The sequence below is a fragment of the Saccharospirillaceae bacterium genome (genome assembly GCA_022448365.1).
Lineage (GTDB): Bacteria > Pseudomonadota > Gammaproteobacteria > Pseudomonadales > Oceanobacteraceae > Bacterioplanoides.
This window is the reverse complement of sequence record JAKVCS010000003.1, coordinates 1,401,483-1,418,005: the sequence shown is the minus strand read 5'-3', so window position 1 is coordinate 1,418,005 and position 16,523 is coordinate 1,401,483. Positions and strand designations below refer to the sequence as shown.

The following is a 16,523-nucleotide window of genomic DNA, read 5'->3' as shown; positions in this document are numbered from 1 at the left end:
CCGTACAGAGAATCTTCTGTACGGCGTTTTTTATACACGAATCAGACGAGAATCAACCGGCGATGGAAGCCTGATAAATCGATTCGATGGTCTTGTTCAGCGTGTTGTTAAAATCCGCATCGTTTTGTTGAGCAGAAAGCCCCTGAGTTAATGCGCGGGAGAAGCTGGCAATCATGCCTGAGTTATTGCTCAGGCGAGTATTGGATTCGTCACGGCTGTAACCACCGGAGAGTGCAACGACTTTAATGACGTTCGCCTGCTCGATGCACTCGTTATAGAAGTTAGGCTGTTCAGGCAGGGTGACCTTCAACATCACTTTCTGATCTGCGTTAAGCTGCTGTAGGTTGTCCAGTAACGCTTGTTTCAGCAGTGCTTCCGCTTCGGCTTTTTCTGGGCAGTTGATATCGACTTCCGGTTCGATAATCGGCACCAGGCCCGCAGCGGTGATTTGTTTTGCTACTTCAAACTGTTGCGCGACGACTGCTTTGACACCCTCGGCATTGGCGTGTTTGATTACAGAGCGCGTTTTGGTACCAAATACATCCTGAGTGTTGGCTTTGGCCAACAGTTGATCCAGCTCTGGCATAAGCTTCATCAGCTGAACGCCGTCGGCTTCATCGGCCAGACCTTTGTCTACTTTCAGAAACGGCACAACCTGTTTCACCTGCCATAAATAGTGGGCAGACGATTTTCCTTCAATGTCGCGATCCAGCGTATTCTCAAACAGAATGGCGCCTAATACACGCTGACCATCAAATGCCGGATCTGTGATGATGCGGGTGCGCATCTCGTGAACTTTGGCAAACATGGCTTCATCGCCATCATATTCCGACTCTTCAACACCATACAGCTTTAACGCTTTGGGTGTGCTGCCACCACTTTGATCCAGTGCGGCAACAAATCCATTTTGACGGATGACTTTTTCCAGCATGGCTTGCTGTGCTGATGAGGCCATTGTGTAACGCTCCTGAGGTATCGTTAAAAGTTAGGGTGTCCGTAACCCTGAGAATCCGGTAGGCATTTTTAAGCCTTTTTGCATTAAATTCTAATGAATAATTCTCATTCTCAATTTTTTGGGGGTTTGATATTCGGGGTCTGAAAGTCTTCCTTTGAGTGGTACAATATCCCGAACTGTAAACCCCTATTAATACAAGGTAATACAATGGCCCTGATTAGCATGCGTCAGATGCTGGATCACGCCGCCGAGTTCGGCTACGGCGTGCCTGCTTTTAACGTTAACAACCTGGAACAAATGCGCGCCATTATGGAAGCGGCGGACAAAACTGATTCCCCAGTTATTGTTCAGGCTTCTGCTGGTGCCCGTAAGTATGCAGGTGCTCCATTCCTGCGCCACCTGATTCTGGCAGCAATTGAAGAATTCCCACACATTCCTGTGTGCATGCATCAGGATCACGGTGCTTCTCCGACGGTATGTCAGCGTTCTATTCAGCTGGGCTTTAGCTCGGTCATGATGGATGGCTCGCTGGGGGAAGATGGCAAAACGCCAATGAGCTACGAATACAATGTAGATGTGACGAAACGTACCGTTGAGATGGCACACGGTTGCGGCGTGTCTGTTGAAGGTGAGTTGGGTGTTCTGGGTTCTCTGGAAACCGGTCAGGCTGGTGAAGAAGACGGTGTGGGTGCCGAAGGTACGCTGACTCATGATCAGATGCTGACCGATCCGGAAGAAGCCGCTGACTTCGTTAAGCAAACCGGTGTTGATGCACTGGCGATTGCTTGCGGTACTTCTCACGGTGCTTATAAGTTCACTCGTCCACCAACGGGTGACATTCTGGCCATCGACCAGATTAAAGAAATCCACAAGCGCATTCCGGATACTCACCTGGTGATGCATGGTTCTTCGTCTGTACCGCAGGAGTGGCTGGCGATTATCAACGAATTCGGTGGTGATATTCCTGAAACGTACGGTGTGCCGGTTGAGCAGATCGTTGAAGGCATCAAACACGGTGTTCGCAAAGTAAACATCGATACGGACCTTCGTCTGGCATCTACTGGTGCAATCCGTCGCTTTATGGCAGAAAATCCGGGTGAGTTTGATCCGCGTAAATACCTGGCTCAGTCTGTTAAGGCGATGTCGCAGATCTGTGTTGATCGTTACGAAGCCTTTGGCACTGCTGGTAACGCCTCGAAGATCAAAGCACTGTCTTTGGATGCGATGTTTGACCGTTATCAGTCTGGTGAACTGGATCCGAAAATTGCTTAATGTCAGGCAATTCTGATCGTTCTGAAAAACCGGCCCTGGCCGGTTTTTTATTGCCCGCGATTTATGGCTGGTCGGGAATAATTCGTCAAATGTGAGAAGACCATTCAAAAAGTATGTGAATGAATCTGGTCAATTGTCACCAATCCTCTCCCTAAACTACTGGGTAATTACTAAACAGCCACAGGGATGGCTGGGAAACGTAGCGATGATCCTTAATGTGATGGAGCGTTTGAAAGACGACACCCTGGATCACTTCGCCTATGAAGAGCAACTGATGAACCAGGCTGGTTACGTGCTGCTGGAAGCTCATCCGCAAGTCCATCGTCGTCTCAAAGATAAAACCAAAAAGCTCGAAGACTCTTTGTTAAGCGGCCAGAATCCGTGTGCGTTGCTCGCCGCATCCGTGCGTCCTTGATAGCGTGGCTGATTCAGCGCAGCAAACATGAAAATGTAGATTATGTGCCGGTGATTAAAAAGGTGATGAATCAGAAACAAGGCTGGATTAACGCCGCGCTCGATTGGATTTTGGGTCAGACTGAAGAAGCCTGAGTGATTATGTTCTGCAATTAACCGCTAATTCAGGTATCTTGCTGTCCTTTAACTCAACTCAGGGACGGAAGCTGAGACCCATATGGCGCAACTGGGCGTTTCGAATCACTGGCAGTTTGATAACTGGAGTATGGCGGTGGACTGGATAACTCTGACGTTGCCACTATCCGGTGAAGTAACTCAATCTGTTCAGGAGCGGGTATCGGAAGGTGATCGCGATACGGTAAGACGCGTGGAGAATGTACTCACCTAGTATCCAAACCTTGCACTTGCTACCTTGCGTGTTGGTTATATGTTTTAACTGGCTCGATTGTCCGGCCCGAATTTCCGGGCCGTTCATCTGTTCAGCGAGCGATCATATAGTCTTTATAGCCGCGGGTGTTATTCAGCTGAATCTTTGACCGCACAAATATGCCATTACCACGGCCGAGTTCGCGTCCTTCCTCGTCATAAACCACCGCTTCAGTAATCCATTGGCTGCTGTTCTTATTGACAACTTTGCCCCTGGCGATCATTTTACCGCTGGCTATCGGACGGGTGATATAGGTGGTAAATGATGTGGTTAATACAAACACCTCTTCTTCTAAAGAGTTGGCCGCGAAGAACGCCGCATCATCAAGCATCTTAAAATACACCGAGCCATGGGTAGCGCCTGCGGTGTGAAACATTGAAGGCTGAATATCGATAATGATTTCCGCTTCAGCTTCTGTGATGGTCATGACTGGTTTGTAATACGCGTTGACGGGGGCACACTGATACATTGCTTCCAGTGCGCGGTAATGGTGATCGTTCTGATCAGAGTTGTTCATATACGTCTCACAATTTTTTTAACAGGTGTCTGAGTTGCTGTTGCTCTGCGTCTGTCAGGGCAGATAAGAATTCTTCGTTGGCGGGTAGTTGGCGCGATTGAAGTTGTTCGGCCAGCTGGCGCCCTGGCTGCTTGTAGTTGATATGCAACACCCGGCGGTCAGAATCACTGGGCTGACGTTCAACCAGTTTTAACTTTAGCAAACGATCAATTACACCGGTCAGGGTGGCATTATCCAGCGCACAATGGTCAGCTAATTGTTGGCTCGTAGGGTTGTCGAGGTCCTGCATAAATGCCAACACTTTTGCCTGGGTTGCCGTCAGATTCAGATCTTTCACCTGAGTTTGCCAGTATTTACTGGCAGAGCGTGCGGTTTTATTGAGCAGGTAGAAGATACATTCGCTGTTTTTCATTTCATTTTGCATGCAAACTATTTGAATGCATAGTAATTGTGCGCTGTGGGGGGTACAAGACCTTCGTGTCTTTTAAGACATTGTCCGGATCCAATATTGGAAATAAGGCGCCTCACAGGACAGAGGGAGCCAATTGTGAATTTTTTGTTGCGGTAATATTTCGTTAACCGGTAAGCTTCGGCCGCATTTTATAAGAATAATGGCTTAAATTTACTGACGTTTGAGCCAAATAAGAATGATCCGATAATAAATAACAGGTGGCTCGCCAATGAAAACCTCTCTGACTCTCGCCATGGGTAGTATGCTGACACTGGCCTCAATTGACAGCTATGCATTTACTCAACCAACTCATAAGCGCATCGTGACCGATGCCGTTGCTTACATGAAGGCCAACCCTGGCACGACGAACTTTAGCAAGCTGGAAGCGGCGGCTAAAGCAGCCGGTCTGACGGTTGAGCAGTTCGGTGATGCGATAGGTCAGGGTGCCTACGATGTTGATGATTTTAAAGACACCTACCTGTGTGGTGCAGTAACCGGCGATTGTGTTCAGGCTCCGGTGTTTGGTATCGGTAGCTTCGTTGCAACCTACACCGCCTGGTGGCACTTCCAGAACCACTCCCGCAGTGGTGATGTTCACGGTAACGATATTCCTGGCTACAACAACAGTCAGATTCCTGTGAAGGGTACCGAAGATAAACTGTTGGGTACCTGGCTGGTTGGTGATCACCTGGATGATGGTAAAGGTGGTATGACAGGTTGGTGCTTCTGGCGTTGGTGTAACGAGGATTCAGAGTACAACTCCTATGGAATTACCGAAAAGAATTACCGCCTGGATACTCATTCCTCGAAAAGTCATTACGAAGATTTTGAAAAAGCGGCGTTCCAACCAATCGATAACCTGGGTCAGTATTGGTATAACCAGTTCCTGAAGAAGCCAACGGCCCAGACTCTCGGTTTTGCTTTGCACACAACTGACTTATTGCAGCCACACCACACCTGGTCAACCTCTGCGCACAATCACGGTGGTTGGGAGTCCTGGGTTCAGGATAACTACGATAAGAAAAACATGAATGATTCAGATGCTGTCACTGAAGCGCTGAAATCGTTCACGCCGGTTCCTAAAGGTCAGAACGATATTCGTCCTCTGCTGACTGAGGGCGGTGCTATTTCATACAGCCGTGGTGGTATTGTCCTCAGCAGTACCAGCGATGCCGATCGAAGCGAGACTGCACAAATTGTCATTCCTCATGCGATTGCCATGACAGTGCATGTATTGAACCACGCGGTTGAACGTTTCTGATTCAATATCAAACTGCGTATGGAAGGCGGACTCGGGTCCGCCTTTTTTGTATAACAGGCTTCAACACACAATATGATCGTGTCACCGCTATTTCAGAGGCAACAATGAATAAATTATTGAGCTTTTGCCGCTCGGCATCTTTGGCAGCCAGCCTGATAATCGCGACCTCAGTGTCCGTTCCGGCGCTATCGGCAGTGCATAATGACATCACCGATCCGCGAATTGTTGCGCGTATGGGCGAACTGACGCTTAGCACGCCGGTACTCGAAATTTTCTGGCGTTCTTACAACCATCCGAGTCAGCCTGTGAGTCCACCCCAGGCCATGCAGCGTATTATTGACGATGCTTTGCTGGCCGCCTATGCGCGTCAGAATTTACCTGCAGAATTTTTAGAGAACGAAAACAAAGTCGGTTTTTTACGTCAGGTGCAACGCGAAGACCGCAGTGTTGCATTGCTTCGTAAAGCCCATGAAAAAGAGCTGTTTGCAGCAATACAGTCGTTACCGGAAAAGTCGCTGGACGGCATTCTGACGTTTAACCCCAAGCTGACTGCCGAGGAATACCAGAGGTTGTTCGCTTTGAACTCCAGTGTGAATATCGAAGCGACAGCAGAGCAGGAAAAAGTTGCGCGGCGAACTCCGGTGGTCGAGGTTGATTTAGGCAACAAGAAAGTCAGCCTGAGTCTGTGGGATATTTATCGTCGTCAGAATGTTCAGGGGCGTCTGTCGATGCTGAATGCCGACCTCAAGCATTTGCATGCTGAAGCGCGTGAGCGTGCCGGTTCGCTATTTGTATTGAATTGGGCTGACAATAACAGTCCCGCGGAAGATGTTGCCGCGGTAAAGCAAATTGTTGCAAACGAACAGGATAAAACGGCGTTACTGCAAAGCATGGGGTTATACGCTGACGTCCATGATGATAACCCGGTGCTGCGCCTGCGTGCAGAGCAAGTGCCATCAGACCAGGTACTGGCTTTTTATAACGAGAATAAAGATGAATTTGCGGTAGTTGAAAAAGTTAAAGCCCGTCATATTCAGCTGGCGACACAGGAGCAGGCCGATAAAGTAAAGCATGAGCTGGAACATGGTTTGAGTTTCGATGATGCCATTGCCCGATACTCCATCGCCGATGATAAAAATGCCAAGATTCCCGGCGATCTGGGTTGGTTGATTCGGAAAGACAGCAACCGGGGCTGGATTCATTCGGTCGCATTTACTCACCAAAAAGGGCAAACATCGATGCCGTTTCGTAGTCCTCAAGGGGATGGCAAAGTAGTCTACGAAATTCTCTACATCGATGAGCGGGAAGATGGTTACCTGGATGTCACGGATGCAACGGTACATTACGAAGCCAGCCGCGACATTGCGTTAAAACAGCTGAAGGATGAGTTCTATACATTACAAAAAACACTGCGCAACAATGCGGATGTGCACCTTAATCCTCAAGCATTTAAACGTCGGAATAAACCATGAAATGGCCGATTGCGGTCTTAGTCATCGCGCTGGTGATGTTGGTAATCTTCAATCTGAATAATGACGATCTTGTTCGGATTCAGTTGGGGGCAGACGTTTCCCATAATATCGCAGATGCTGAGCCACTGTTGTCTTTTGAGACTGACACTGTTACTTCCTCTCAAGTAGTTTCGGCAACCGTCAGGGAATCTGATATCACGCCTCGCGCAGATATCGAGCTCGACCAGCAGGCGATTGCATCGTTTCGTGATAGTGTGGAAAACGGCGATCCCAGAGCGCCAGCATTAAATCGAACCCGCCAGCGTGACGAAGAACCATCGGCTGAGGAGCTTGCGGACCCGCAGCGGTATGAGCAATACGAACGACGCCAGCAGCTGCGTGTTTACCGGGCTTATGTTGAAGCAAGCAAAAGCAAAATCGCAGAATTGGAAAAAATGATTGAACGTGGTCAACGCGAGGGTGTTGATGATGAGCAGATTGCATTTGCACGAAATAAAATTCAGGGCATTCAGGAAATGGCCGAGGAGCTGAAACGAGAGTATCCGGATATCATGGAAGAGCACTATGCGCCTGGCGATGATTGGTTAACCAATAATCTTGGGATTGAAGATCCGCAGGATATTGGTAACAGCAATTAATGGTATCTTTAACAATGCTTCAAGAAACGAAGGGTCATTAAACAGACAAAAAAAACGGACGAAAAACAGCTCGCCCGTCTAAACATAGAGTGGAAATAAGAATTTACCGCTAATTGCCGATAACCACAATAAGTCCTTTAACTTAGTTGTAATATGCAGTTCTTTGACGCCACTTGGCGTCAAAGAACTGTTGGCTATCGGGTTTTTCAGCGCATTAAAGATTCTGCTGTGCCGTATCTTTTATTTTCTGAACCATCGAGCGTAAGCCATTCCCGCGGGTTGGACTCAGGTGTTTCACCAGGTCGACGTCATCAAAATATGCATCAATGTCAAAAGCGATAATATCTGCGGCAGATTTGTGATTGTACGCTGCCAGCACGACACACAATAAACCTTTCACGATGTGAGCATCAGAGTCAACTTCAAAGCTCAATACACCGTCATTCACTTCACTATCAATCCAGACCTGGCTTTGGCAGCCGCGCAGCAGAAAGTCATCGGTCTTTTTGTCATCATTCATCGCCGGAAGTTGTTTTCCCAGATCAATGATGTACTTGTAACGGTCTTCCCAGTCGTCAAAAAATCCCAGTGTATCGAGGATATCGTCGCTGGTTACGTCGTTACCAAAAGTATTTTGTGTAATTGCCATAATATGTCTGAATCAAAGAGTTTCGATAAAGGTTTTAATACGCTGGGCGGCCTCAGTACATTCTTCGACGCTGGCAACCAGTGCCATTCGTACTCGGCCTTCACCCGGATTGATACCGTCAATTTTACGTGAGAGGTAGGAGCCAGGTAGCACTGTCACGTGCTGCTGGGCGAATAATTGCTGGGCAAACATTTCTTCATTCACCGGTGTCTTCAGCCATAGATAAAAACTGGCATCGGTTTGCTGAACGTCGGCAACCGGTTGCAATATCTCTAGCACCGCGCGGAATTTTTCAGTGTACTGGCGGCGATTTTCCTCGACATGTTGCTCATCGTTCCAGGCAGCTATGCTGGCCAGCTGAGTCTGGATCGGCATGGCGCAGCCGTGGTAGGTGCGATACAGCAGGAAAGGTTTCAGTAAGTCGGCATCACCGGCGATAAAACCTGAACGCAGTCCCGGCAGGTTGGAGCGCTTGGACAATGAATGGAATACCACACAACGTTTGTAATCGTGGCGGCCTAAACGCTGACACGCTTCCAGTAGCCCGATTGGTGCTTCTTTACTATCGACAAAAATCTCCGAATAGCACTCGTCGCTGGCGATAATAAAGTCATGTTTATCGGCCAATTCAACCAGTTTGGCGAGTTGTTCAAATGGAATCACTGCACCGGTTGGGTTACCCGGTGAGCATAAGAACAACAGCTGGCAGTCATCCCATATCTCAGGCGCGACATTATCGAAGTCGGGCATAAAGCCATTAGCTTCTAAACAGGGCAAAAAGTGAGGTGTGGCTCCAGCCAGATAAGTGGCCCCTTCATAGATCTGATAAAACGGATTTGGACTAACGACCAAAGGATTGCTGGCTGAGCGGTCAACCGCCGCTTGTGTGAAGGCGAAAATAGCTTCGCGAGTGCCGTTAACCGGAATGACCTGAGAAACCGCGTCGATCGTCTCAAGCGAAAAACGTCGTTGCAACCAATCGGCAATCGTCTGATTCAGTTCAGGAAGCCCCTTGGTTGTTGGGTAATTTTCCAGCCGTTTCACGTTATCGGTCATTGCCTGCTGGACAAAATCCGGCGCTGGATGCTTGGGTTCACCAATCGATAAAGCAATGTGTGGCAGCTCGGTATTTGGCGATACGGCCGCTTTCAGTGTTGTCAGTTTTTCGAACGGATAAGGCTGTAATTTGTTAAGATCCGGGTTCATACCACACCAGTGTTCTGCAAGCGTTATTCAGGGCGGCAGTATACCAGTTTGTGATAGCGGCTGCTGCCGTTGTTGCATCGGTTAAAATACACTGAGAATAATAATTGGATCGTTACGCAGGAAGCTCAGTACCAGCCAGGTCAGTCGCTGACCGGTTGGCTTTACATTGAACTATGGGAATTTACTTACGCTCGTATCGCTTGGCCATGATGTTTGCAATCTTGCTGTTGCTCCTTGTGCCAACAACAGCTGCCAATGCATCCTTCGCGGAACCGGTTGCCAGGCAGGGGATATTAAATGCAGCAGACTGGTCACCGGAATCCGGTAATCTGGTGCTGAACGGAGAATGGGGGTTTTCCTGGCAGCGCTTTGATTCTCCTGCGCAACGGCGACAGCCAGGTGCCCCCTGGTTTGTTATACCGTCGACCTGGGATTCCAGTGGAACGGCGGGCTGGCATCATTCTGGGCAGGGTTATGCCAGTTTCTACCTGAAAGTGACACAACTTCCGCCTGATCAGGAATTTGCCGTGTTTGTTCCCGAGGTGTCTACTGCCTTTCGTTTATTCGCCAACGGCAAACTGATTACGCAAGGGGGCCGAGTTGCCACCGAAGCCCGTGATGCTGAAGCCTACATCGGAAATCGTTGGGCTGTACTGGGGACAGCCTCCGGGAACGAGCTTAATCTGGTGTTGGAGGTCAGCAATTTCCATCACAACAGTGGCGGCCCCTGGCAACCAATTGAATTGGGTCTGCGCCAGTCATTGACTGAGCAATTCTATTTCCATCAGCTGTACGATGCCTTGATCTCGTTGTTGATGATCATCATGGCGGGGTTGCTGATTCTGGAATACCTGGTCGACCCCAAAGATCGTGCCGGGTTGTGGTTGGGGCTGCTGGCGCTGGCATTAGGATTGCGCATCGGCATTGTTGGTAATGCACCGTTTTATTGGTTGCTGGACATGCAGCTGCCCTGGACATTACATATGCGCCTGGCCTACGTCTCGATGCTGATCAGCCCACTGTTCTTTCTGGCCTGGATTCATAACAGCTTCCCACAAGATCTGAAACGTGGCAGCAGTGTGTTAATTTCATTGCCATTTGCGCTCTGCGTTTTGCTGTGTCTGGTTCTGCCAACCTTGTGGTTTACCCAGTTGCTGGGACTGTTCAGCATTATGCTGTTACTGCTGGTGTTGATTGGCTGTTTATTGTTATTGCAGATCAGTTGGCGTCGTCGTGATGGCTCATTGCTGTTGTTTACCGGGCTGATCGCCCTGGCTGGGTCAGTGGTGCATGACCTGATGCTGAACAATCAGCTGATTCAGGGCAGCCCCTGGATTGGCACCGGTCTGCTGTTGTTTATTCTGACGCAGACCAGCAACTTTCTCAGTCTGAGAGTCAGGCAGCGGCGTCAGATTGAATTCCTCAGTCACGAACTGGCATCGGCCAACCGCGAACTGGAGCGGCGGGTGGAATTGCGCACCCGCGACCTCGCTGACAAGGCTCATGCTCTGGAAATGGCAAATAACCAATTACAGGTTCTGGCCAATGTTGATGGCTTAACCGGGTTATTAAACCGGCGGGCGTTTATTGAGCAGATGAAGCAGTTAGGAGAGTTATCGGTCAATGTTGCGCTGCTCTGGATCGATCTCGATCATTTTAAGCACATTAATGATCATCATGGTCATGTGGCAGGTGATCATGTGCTGAAACGTTTTGGCCAGTTATTGCGTGAACTGGCACGGGACCAGGATCGCATTGGACGTCTTGGTGGTGAAGAGTTTGCATTGTTGTTGCTGGATTGTGATCAGCCAGGTGCTGTGGTGTATGCCAGACGCCTGCAGGCGGCGTTAACGCAACTGCACTTTGACGAGTATCCAGATCTGCGCAACGTAACAGCCAGTATTGGCATCGCCATCGGACGCCTGGGAGAGGACAGCTGGGAAGAGCTGCTTATTCAAGCCGATGAAGCCATGTACGACGTGAAACGCACCGGCCGCAACAGTTATTGCGTCAGCTGATCAATGGCTGCTCTTCGTGTCCGCTAAGACAATAGTGTGCACTACCGGTAAATTGCTTGGCTTGTTTTTTCGCTTTGGCCGCCAGGTTGGCCATATGCTGGGCGCTACCGTCACGAATTAATGATGATGGCACAATACCAATCGATATTCCCAGGAGCGGAAACTGGCCGCGGTTGCCATTGCGATCACTGCCGCAAATATAGCCACGTTGCCAGTCCTGCTCGTTGTGATAATCACGTCTGTCCCGATCAAAGGCGGCGATTAAATCGTCACACAGGGCGGTAAAGTCGTCGCGCTCGGTAATCACAATAAAATCATCCCCACCCACATGACCTATAAAGCACTCATTGCTGCAGTATTGCTGCAATAAAGTGCCCAGCCATCGCAGTACGGAGTCTCCCTGACGATAACCATAATGGTCGTTATACGGTTTGAAGAAGTTCAGATCGACGTAACAAAGGTGGAAGCGTTTGTCGAGTCGCAGCCGGCGCTCAATTTCTTCATCAATAGGCACGTTGCCCGGCAGCAACGTGAGAGGGTTAGCGTAGCGGGCTTTTTGTATTTGGCTGTCGGTGATGCACTTCAGTAAGTCTTTGGTGTTGACCACACCCTGATAACGTCCCATGTGAGTGACGATAAAATGTTGGCGCAGGTAATGGTCTTCGTCGTCAGTGATGATTTTACTGACTGCTTCAAGGCTCATGGCGGAATCGACGATTAACGGGTCTTGCTGCATCAGTAATGAGACCACTTTGCGTTCATAAAGGGCGCGACCATAGGGCAGAGCAAACATTTCCAGCAGTTTGCGTCGGTGCAACAGACCGGCCGGTCGTTCGTTTTCTATGATTGGAAGTGACATCAGTTGCTGATCATGGCGAAACAGCTCGTCCGCTTCCGCCAGGCTGGCATCGGCACTGATGCAGGTTGCCGGTTGGCATAGCTGAGATATTGGTCGCTCTAGCGGCCTGCCGCTGCGGCGCCGATGCTCCTGGCGTTCACCGCTGGGCGTTAATACCTGAGGTTTTGTTTGTGGTCGCCCCAGCAGGTAGCCCTGACCAAGATGGATTCCCAGACTGCGAATTAACTGCAGCTCAGCAGGTTGCTCGATCCCTTCAGCAATGACTTCGCACTTCAGCTGTTCGCATAAATCCACCACGGAAGTAACAAAGGCCTGCTTGACCGTATCCTGATCAATCCGATCAATAAAATGGCGATCGATTTTGACGAAATCCGGTTTTACCTCCGACCATAACTTAAGGCCGGAATATCCACTGCCGAGGTCATCGATAGCAATACTGAAGCCAAGGGATTTGAGCCGTCCGATTTGTTCAATAAAGAGATCCATGTGGGTAATTGGAAAACGCTCTGATATTTCCAATACGACCTGAGAAGGCCGGACTGCCGACTCCTCCAGGCGCTGCATCAATAATCGTTCTTCAAATGCCAGCTGATCAAGACTCTGCGGAGTGATGTTAACAAACAACAAACCAGAAACATCAGTGCGGCAAAAGTGGAACAGTGCTGAGCGCAGACACAATCGTTCCAGTTGAGTCACCTGATCGAATTGCTGTGCCGCCTGGAACATCAGGTCGGGTCGCTGCAGCATGTGCCCTGGCTCTCCGCGACTCAGGGCTTCATAGCCCAGAGCCTGGAAGTTCCTCAGGTCTACGATGGGTTGTAAAACAGTAAATATGGCTTCCCTGCTGAGTAGATCTTCCAAACTGACTTCAAGCGATTGCGGCGCCATAAACAGTTCTCAGCAAAATTATCAACAACACCCTATAGCGCCGCTGTGACAGAAATATGACCACTAAACGAATGGTCTGGCGTAATTTTTCCAGTTGAAGTGAGGCTCTATGAGTATTCATCTTGTGGCCGTCGGATGATGACGTTTTGCGTCATTTGCACATCGAAACGAGTGGCTAACTTATGGTTTTAGCCGTTCGTTTGTTGCATTTGAGGTAATGCATAAACTTTTTTTATTTTCTGCACAGTTCTGATCCTGATGCCTGAAAGCGGTTGAGTTGTTTGCACACACCTTGACCCGATTTTTCCTATTACTGAGGCGTTCATCGTTGTCATTCTGTGGCGGCTTCCGGGTTGTCTCGCAGGCTCGGGAGTTCAGCAAACAGTGAACAATAAAAACAGAGGGCGCCGTTGCAGCTGTCCGATCGCCCTCATATAACCACGTGCCGCTAAGGCGGTGACACGTCACAGGAATTCAGCATGAAACAACATGAACTAAAACGCTGGTGTCATACGACATTGGCGACCGGTGTTTTAACGGCCGGTCTGCTCGGTGCCGCCAACGCCGTTGCATTTTCTCAGACCCCGCCAGCACCTTCTCCCAACCTTGGAGAGCAGCAGGCATTAGATGCCGTTTATGGACTGGCTCAGGGATGTTACGCCGTACAATCGCCACAAAACGGTAAATACATGCGCCGTTTCAAAAAGGCCGCCGCGCTGGTGGACGATGGCCTGAGTTATAACTTTACCGCCAACAACATTGGCGAAGCGGCACATTTCTACTTTAAGCCAACCAGCTTCTCGCATTACATGCTGACAGATAAAGACGGCCGTTACCTGGCCACACACTTGCCGAACGAAGTGTCGTCTGGTCGCTATGCCGGAAGCTTTGCCGAATTTAAAGTGACGGCCCATTCCGGGAACAATGGCGAGATCCATTTCAGCTTTTATGGACCAGCTTTAAAAAAAGTACTGCAGCATAACTACGGTAATATCGGTGCTTATCGCCATGGCGGTTTATACGTTATTGACGCCCTTAATCCGGCTAATCTGAACAACGAGACAGCGTTCCGTCTGGTACCACAAAACGATTGCCGCCCCTTTCCTGAGGCCGAATTAAATCTGGTTGAAAGTCAGCCATATCAGACTGCGGTTGACCAGCCAGTACGAGGTTTTATTGACCCACATACCCATATCACCTCGTACGAGTTTATGGGAGGGAAAATGTTGCACGGTAAGCCATTTCACCGTTTCGGTATTGAAAACGCGCTGAACGACAGTAAAGGTGTTCATGGGCCACAAGGGGCACTGGATATTATCGGTAACCTGATGGGCTATGACGACGTCAATCATCGCTACGATACCCGTGGCTATCCTGACTTCCCGTTCTGGCCAAACCACCGACAGATTTCTCACATGCAGCAGTACTACAAATGGATTGAGCGTGCTCACAAAGGCGGGCAGCGGATTCTGGTGTCTCACCTGGTGGAAAATGAGGTGCTGTGTAACGTGCAGAAAACGGTGAATCCGGCCAGCTGGATCAACCCGAATAACTGCAACACCATGGCCAGTATCTATTTGCAGATTCAGCGTTTACGCGAAATGCAGGATTACATCGATGCTCAGCAGGGAGGGCCAGGAAAAGGTTTCTTCCGTATTGTCACGTCTCCGGCGCAGGCACGTCAGGTGATTGCCGACGGTAAGCTGGCGGTTCTGATGGGGATTGAGGCTTCTGAACTGTTCAACTGTGGCCTTAAAGACAGTCACTGTAATAAAGAAAGCATTGAACGCCAGCTGCGTGATATCTACGACGCCGGTGTTCGTGTGATGTACCCGTTGCACCGCTTTGATAACAAGCTTGGTGGTGCACGGATGGAAGATGGTTTCATTAACGTTGGCCAGAGGCTGTCGACCGGTCGTTTCTTCGAAACTCAGGGCTGTGATGCAGAAACTCAGGGGGCTAAGTTTGTTTCTGGTTTCCCGCTCATCGGCAAGCTACCCGTGCTAAAAGATATCCTCAATGTGATCGGTCTGAATCCGACCTATGACGAAAGTGTATTTCACTGTAATCGCCATGGTCTGAGTGAGCTGGGGAATTATCTGGTTAACCGGATGATCGATAAAGGCATGATCATTGAGCTGGATCACACCTCCACGAAGACCGCCCGTTCGATTATGGATATCGTAGAAAGTCGTAACTATTCCGGAGTGGTTTCTACCCACAGTCATCTCAATCACGCACCGGGCTGGCGTCCACATAAATTGCATCAGCGTATTGCCAAAGCAGGCGGATTTCTGGCGCGTTACAACGGCAGTTCTAACGGCATTGAAGGCAGTCTGAGCCCTTACCTGTCATTAGTGGAGGAGACGGAGTTTCTCAATGCGGTGGCTTTCTCCAGTGATATGGGAGGCATTGGTCCCCAGGCCGCGCCCCGGAATAGCGCCGATAACAGCCCACTCATTTATCCCTTCGAAACTGAGTTTGGCACCCGCATCAACAAGCAGAAAACCGGTAATCGTATTTTCGATTACAACACGGATGGTGTCGCACACTACGGCTTATTAGCGGATCACCTGGAAGATATTCGCAATCAGGCCAGCCGTCGCGTTTATGATGCAATCATGAACTCGGCGGAGGCGTATCTGCAGATGTGGGAACGCTCGGTAACCAATAACTCGGCTAAGCATATGGATCCCGCCGCCAGCTATGTTTCGATTGTGGATCGTCGTAGTGGCCGGTGTATGGATATTCCCGGTGACGACAATAATGTAAATAACGGCGTTAATGTGCAGTTGTGGGATTGTCAGCTGACGGCTGATGATCAGAAATGGTTATGGGATAAGTCGGCGCACATGTTCCGCAATAAAGCCAACCCCGATAAATGTCTGGATAACCGTGGTCAGCAGCGTGACGGTGGTGAAATTGTGATTTGGGATTGTATCGATCATAACAACCTGCGCTGGACCTATTCCGGAAATAGAATTGCCAACATGCACGATGGTCAGTTTGTGGCTGATGCGTTCGGCAGCGGTAATGGCGCCAACGTTGGCCAATGGCGCTACCACGGTGGCGAAAACCAACAGTGGGAGTTACGCCTGCAACATCCCGAAGGTCGCTGGGCGCAGTTTCGGGTACAAAGCTCGGGTCAGTGTATGACGGCACCGGGTGGTAATAATGGTGACAGCGTTCGACTGGAAAACTGCGGCAATAACGACAACCAGCAATGGAAATACGACCCGGCGACTGGGTTAGTGATTTCAAAAGTCCGCGGTACGAAGTGCCTCGATATCCCGGCTGGCAATACCAATGACCATGCCAGACTCCAGCTATGGGATTGCGATGCCAACAACAAAAACCAGCAGTTTAACTTCTCTGACAACCTGTTTCGTGCGCGCCTGAATACCAATCAGGTAGTGGACGCCGCGGGGCAAGAGCTGATTATGTTTCGTGGTCATGGTAACGCCAATCAGCGCTGGCATGGCACGCTGAATTAATG

General features: G+C 49.6%; 14 protein-coding genes. 8 read left to right on the top strand and 6 right to left on the bottom strand.

Annotation, left to right across the window (positions count from 1 at the left end; all coding sequences use genetic code 11):
* Positions 1-52: 52 nt before the first annotated feature.
* Positions 53-955: a fructose bisphosphate aldolase gene (locus MK185_10065; GenBank protein ID MCH2040968.1), complete on the bottom strand. Its 903-nt coding sequence runs from the start codon at positions 953-955 to the stop codon at positions 53-55.
* A 207-nt stretch (positions 956-1,162) separates the two neighbouring features.
* Between MK185_10065 and fba the strand changes: the two genes are divergently transcribed.
* The 3 genes from fba (at position 1,163) to MK185_10050 (ending at position 3,029) form a co-directional block, all read left to right on the top strand.
* A complete protein-coding gene (fba, locus tag MK185_10060; protein MCH2040967.1) occupies positions 1,163-2,227 on the top strand; it encodes a fructose-bisphosphate aldolase class II in 1,065 nt (354 codons plus the stop codon).
* A gap of 205 nt (positions 2,228-2,432) precedes the next feature.
* Complete coding sequence (locus tag MK185_10055; protein MCH2040966.1) at positions 2,433-2,642, top strand: hemerythrin family protein; 210 nt, start codon at positions 2,433-2,435, stop codon at positions 2,640-2,642.
* 216 nt (positions 2,643-2,858) lie between these two features.
* On the top strand, positions 2,859-3,029 hold the full coding sequence (locus tag MK185_10050; GenBank protein MCH2040965.1) for a hypothetical protein: 171 nt from the start codon (positions 2,859-2,861) through the stop codon (positions 3,027-3,029).
* Between the two features lie 91 nt (positions 3,030-3,120).
* On the opposite strand, the gene MK185_10045 is transcribed toward MK185_10050, so the two are convergent.
* Both MK185_10045 and MK185_10040 read right to left on the bottom strand, forming a co-directional pair.
* Positions 3,121-3,585 (bottom strand): PaaI family thioesterase, encoded by a 465-nt coding sequence (locus MK185_10045; protein ID MCH2040964.1) that lies wholly within the window; start codon positions 3,583-3,585, stop codon positions 3,121-3,123.
* A 7-nt stretch (positions 3,586-3,592) separates the two neighbouring features.
* Positions 3,593-3,997 (bottom strand): MarR family transcriptional regulator, encoded by a 405-nt coding sequence (locus tag MK185_10040; GenBank protein MCH2040963.1) that lies wholly within the window; start codon positions 3,995-3,997, stop codon positions 3,593-3,595.
* 268 nt (positions 3,998-4,265) lie between these two features.
* On the opposite strand from MK185_10040, the gene MK185_10035 reads away from it, so the two are divergent.
* The 3 genes from MK185_10035 to MK185_10025 all read left to right on the top strand — a co-directional run bounded on the left by MK185_10035 (position 4,266) and on the right by MK185_10025 (position 7,407).
* Complete coding sequence (locus tag MK185_10035; GenBank protein MCH2040962.1) at positions 4,266-5,297, top strand: phospholipase; 1,032 nt, start codon at positions 4,266-4,268, stop codon at positions 5,295-5,297.
* Between the two features lie 104 nt (positions 5,298-5,401).
* Complete coding sequence (locus MK185_10030; protein MCH2040961.1) at positions 5,402-6,769, top strand: peptidylprolyl isomerase; 1,368 nt, start codon at positions 5,402-5,404, stop codon at positions 6,767-6,769.
* Positions 6,766-7,407 carry a hypothetical protein gene (locus tag MK185_10025; GenBank protein ID MCH2040960.1) on the top strand — a complete coding sequence of 214 codons (642 nt, stop codon included), beginning with the start codon at positions 6,766-6,768 and terminating at the stop codon, positions 7,405-7,407. Before MK185_10030 ends, MK185_10025 begins: the two co-directional genes overlap by 4 nt.
* A 214-nt stretch (positions 7,408-7,621) precedes the next feature.
* On the opposite strand, the gene MK185_10020 is transcribed toward MK185_10025, so the two are convergent.
* Positions 7,622-8,056: a SufE family protein gene (locus MK185_10020; protein MCH2040959.1), complete on the bottom strand. Its 435-nt coding sequence runs from the start codon at positions 8,054-8,056 to the stop codon at positions 7,622-7,624.
* A gap of 12 nt (positions 8,057-8,068) precedes the next feature.
* Positions 8,069-9,262 (bottom strand): succinyldiaminopimelate transaminase, encoded by a 1,194-nt coding sequence (gene dapC, locus MK185_10015; GenBank protein ID MCH2040958.1) that lies wholly within the window; start codon positions 9,260-9,262, stop codon positions 8,069-8,071.
* Positions 9,263-9,435: 173 nt separating this feature from the next.
* Here dapC and MK185_10010 point away from each other — a divergent pair, with 173 nt between their 5' ends.
* Positions 9,436-11,280, top strand: a complete 1,845-nt coding sequence (locus tag MK185_10010; GenBank protein ID MCH2040957.1) for a diguanylate cyclase — start codon at positions 9,436-9,438, stop codon at positions 11,278-11,280.
* On the opposite strand, the gene MK185_10005 is transcribed toward MK185_10010, so the two are convergent.
* The gene (locus MK185_10005) at positions 11,273-13,027 is read right to left on the bottom strand and encodes a GGDEF domain-containing protein (protein ID MCH2040956.1); all 1,755 of its coding nucleotides are present in this window, start codon (positions 13,025-13,027) and stop codon (positions 11,273-11,275) included. The genes MK185_10010 and MK185_10005 overlap by 8 nt on opposite strands.
* Before the next feature lie 479 nt (positions 13,028-13,506).
* Here MK185_10005 and MK185_10000 point away from each other — a divergent pair, with 479 nt between their 5' ends.
* On the top strand, positions 13,507-16,521 hold the full coding sequence (locus MK185_10000; GenBank protein MCH2040955.1) for an RICIN domain-containing protein: 3,015 nt from the start codon (positions 13,507-13,509) through the stop codon (positions 16,519-16,521).
* Positions 16,522-16,523 lie beyond the last annotated feature (2 nt).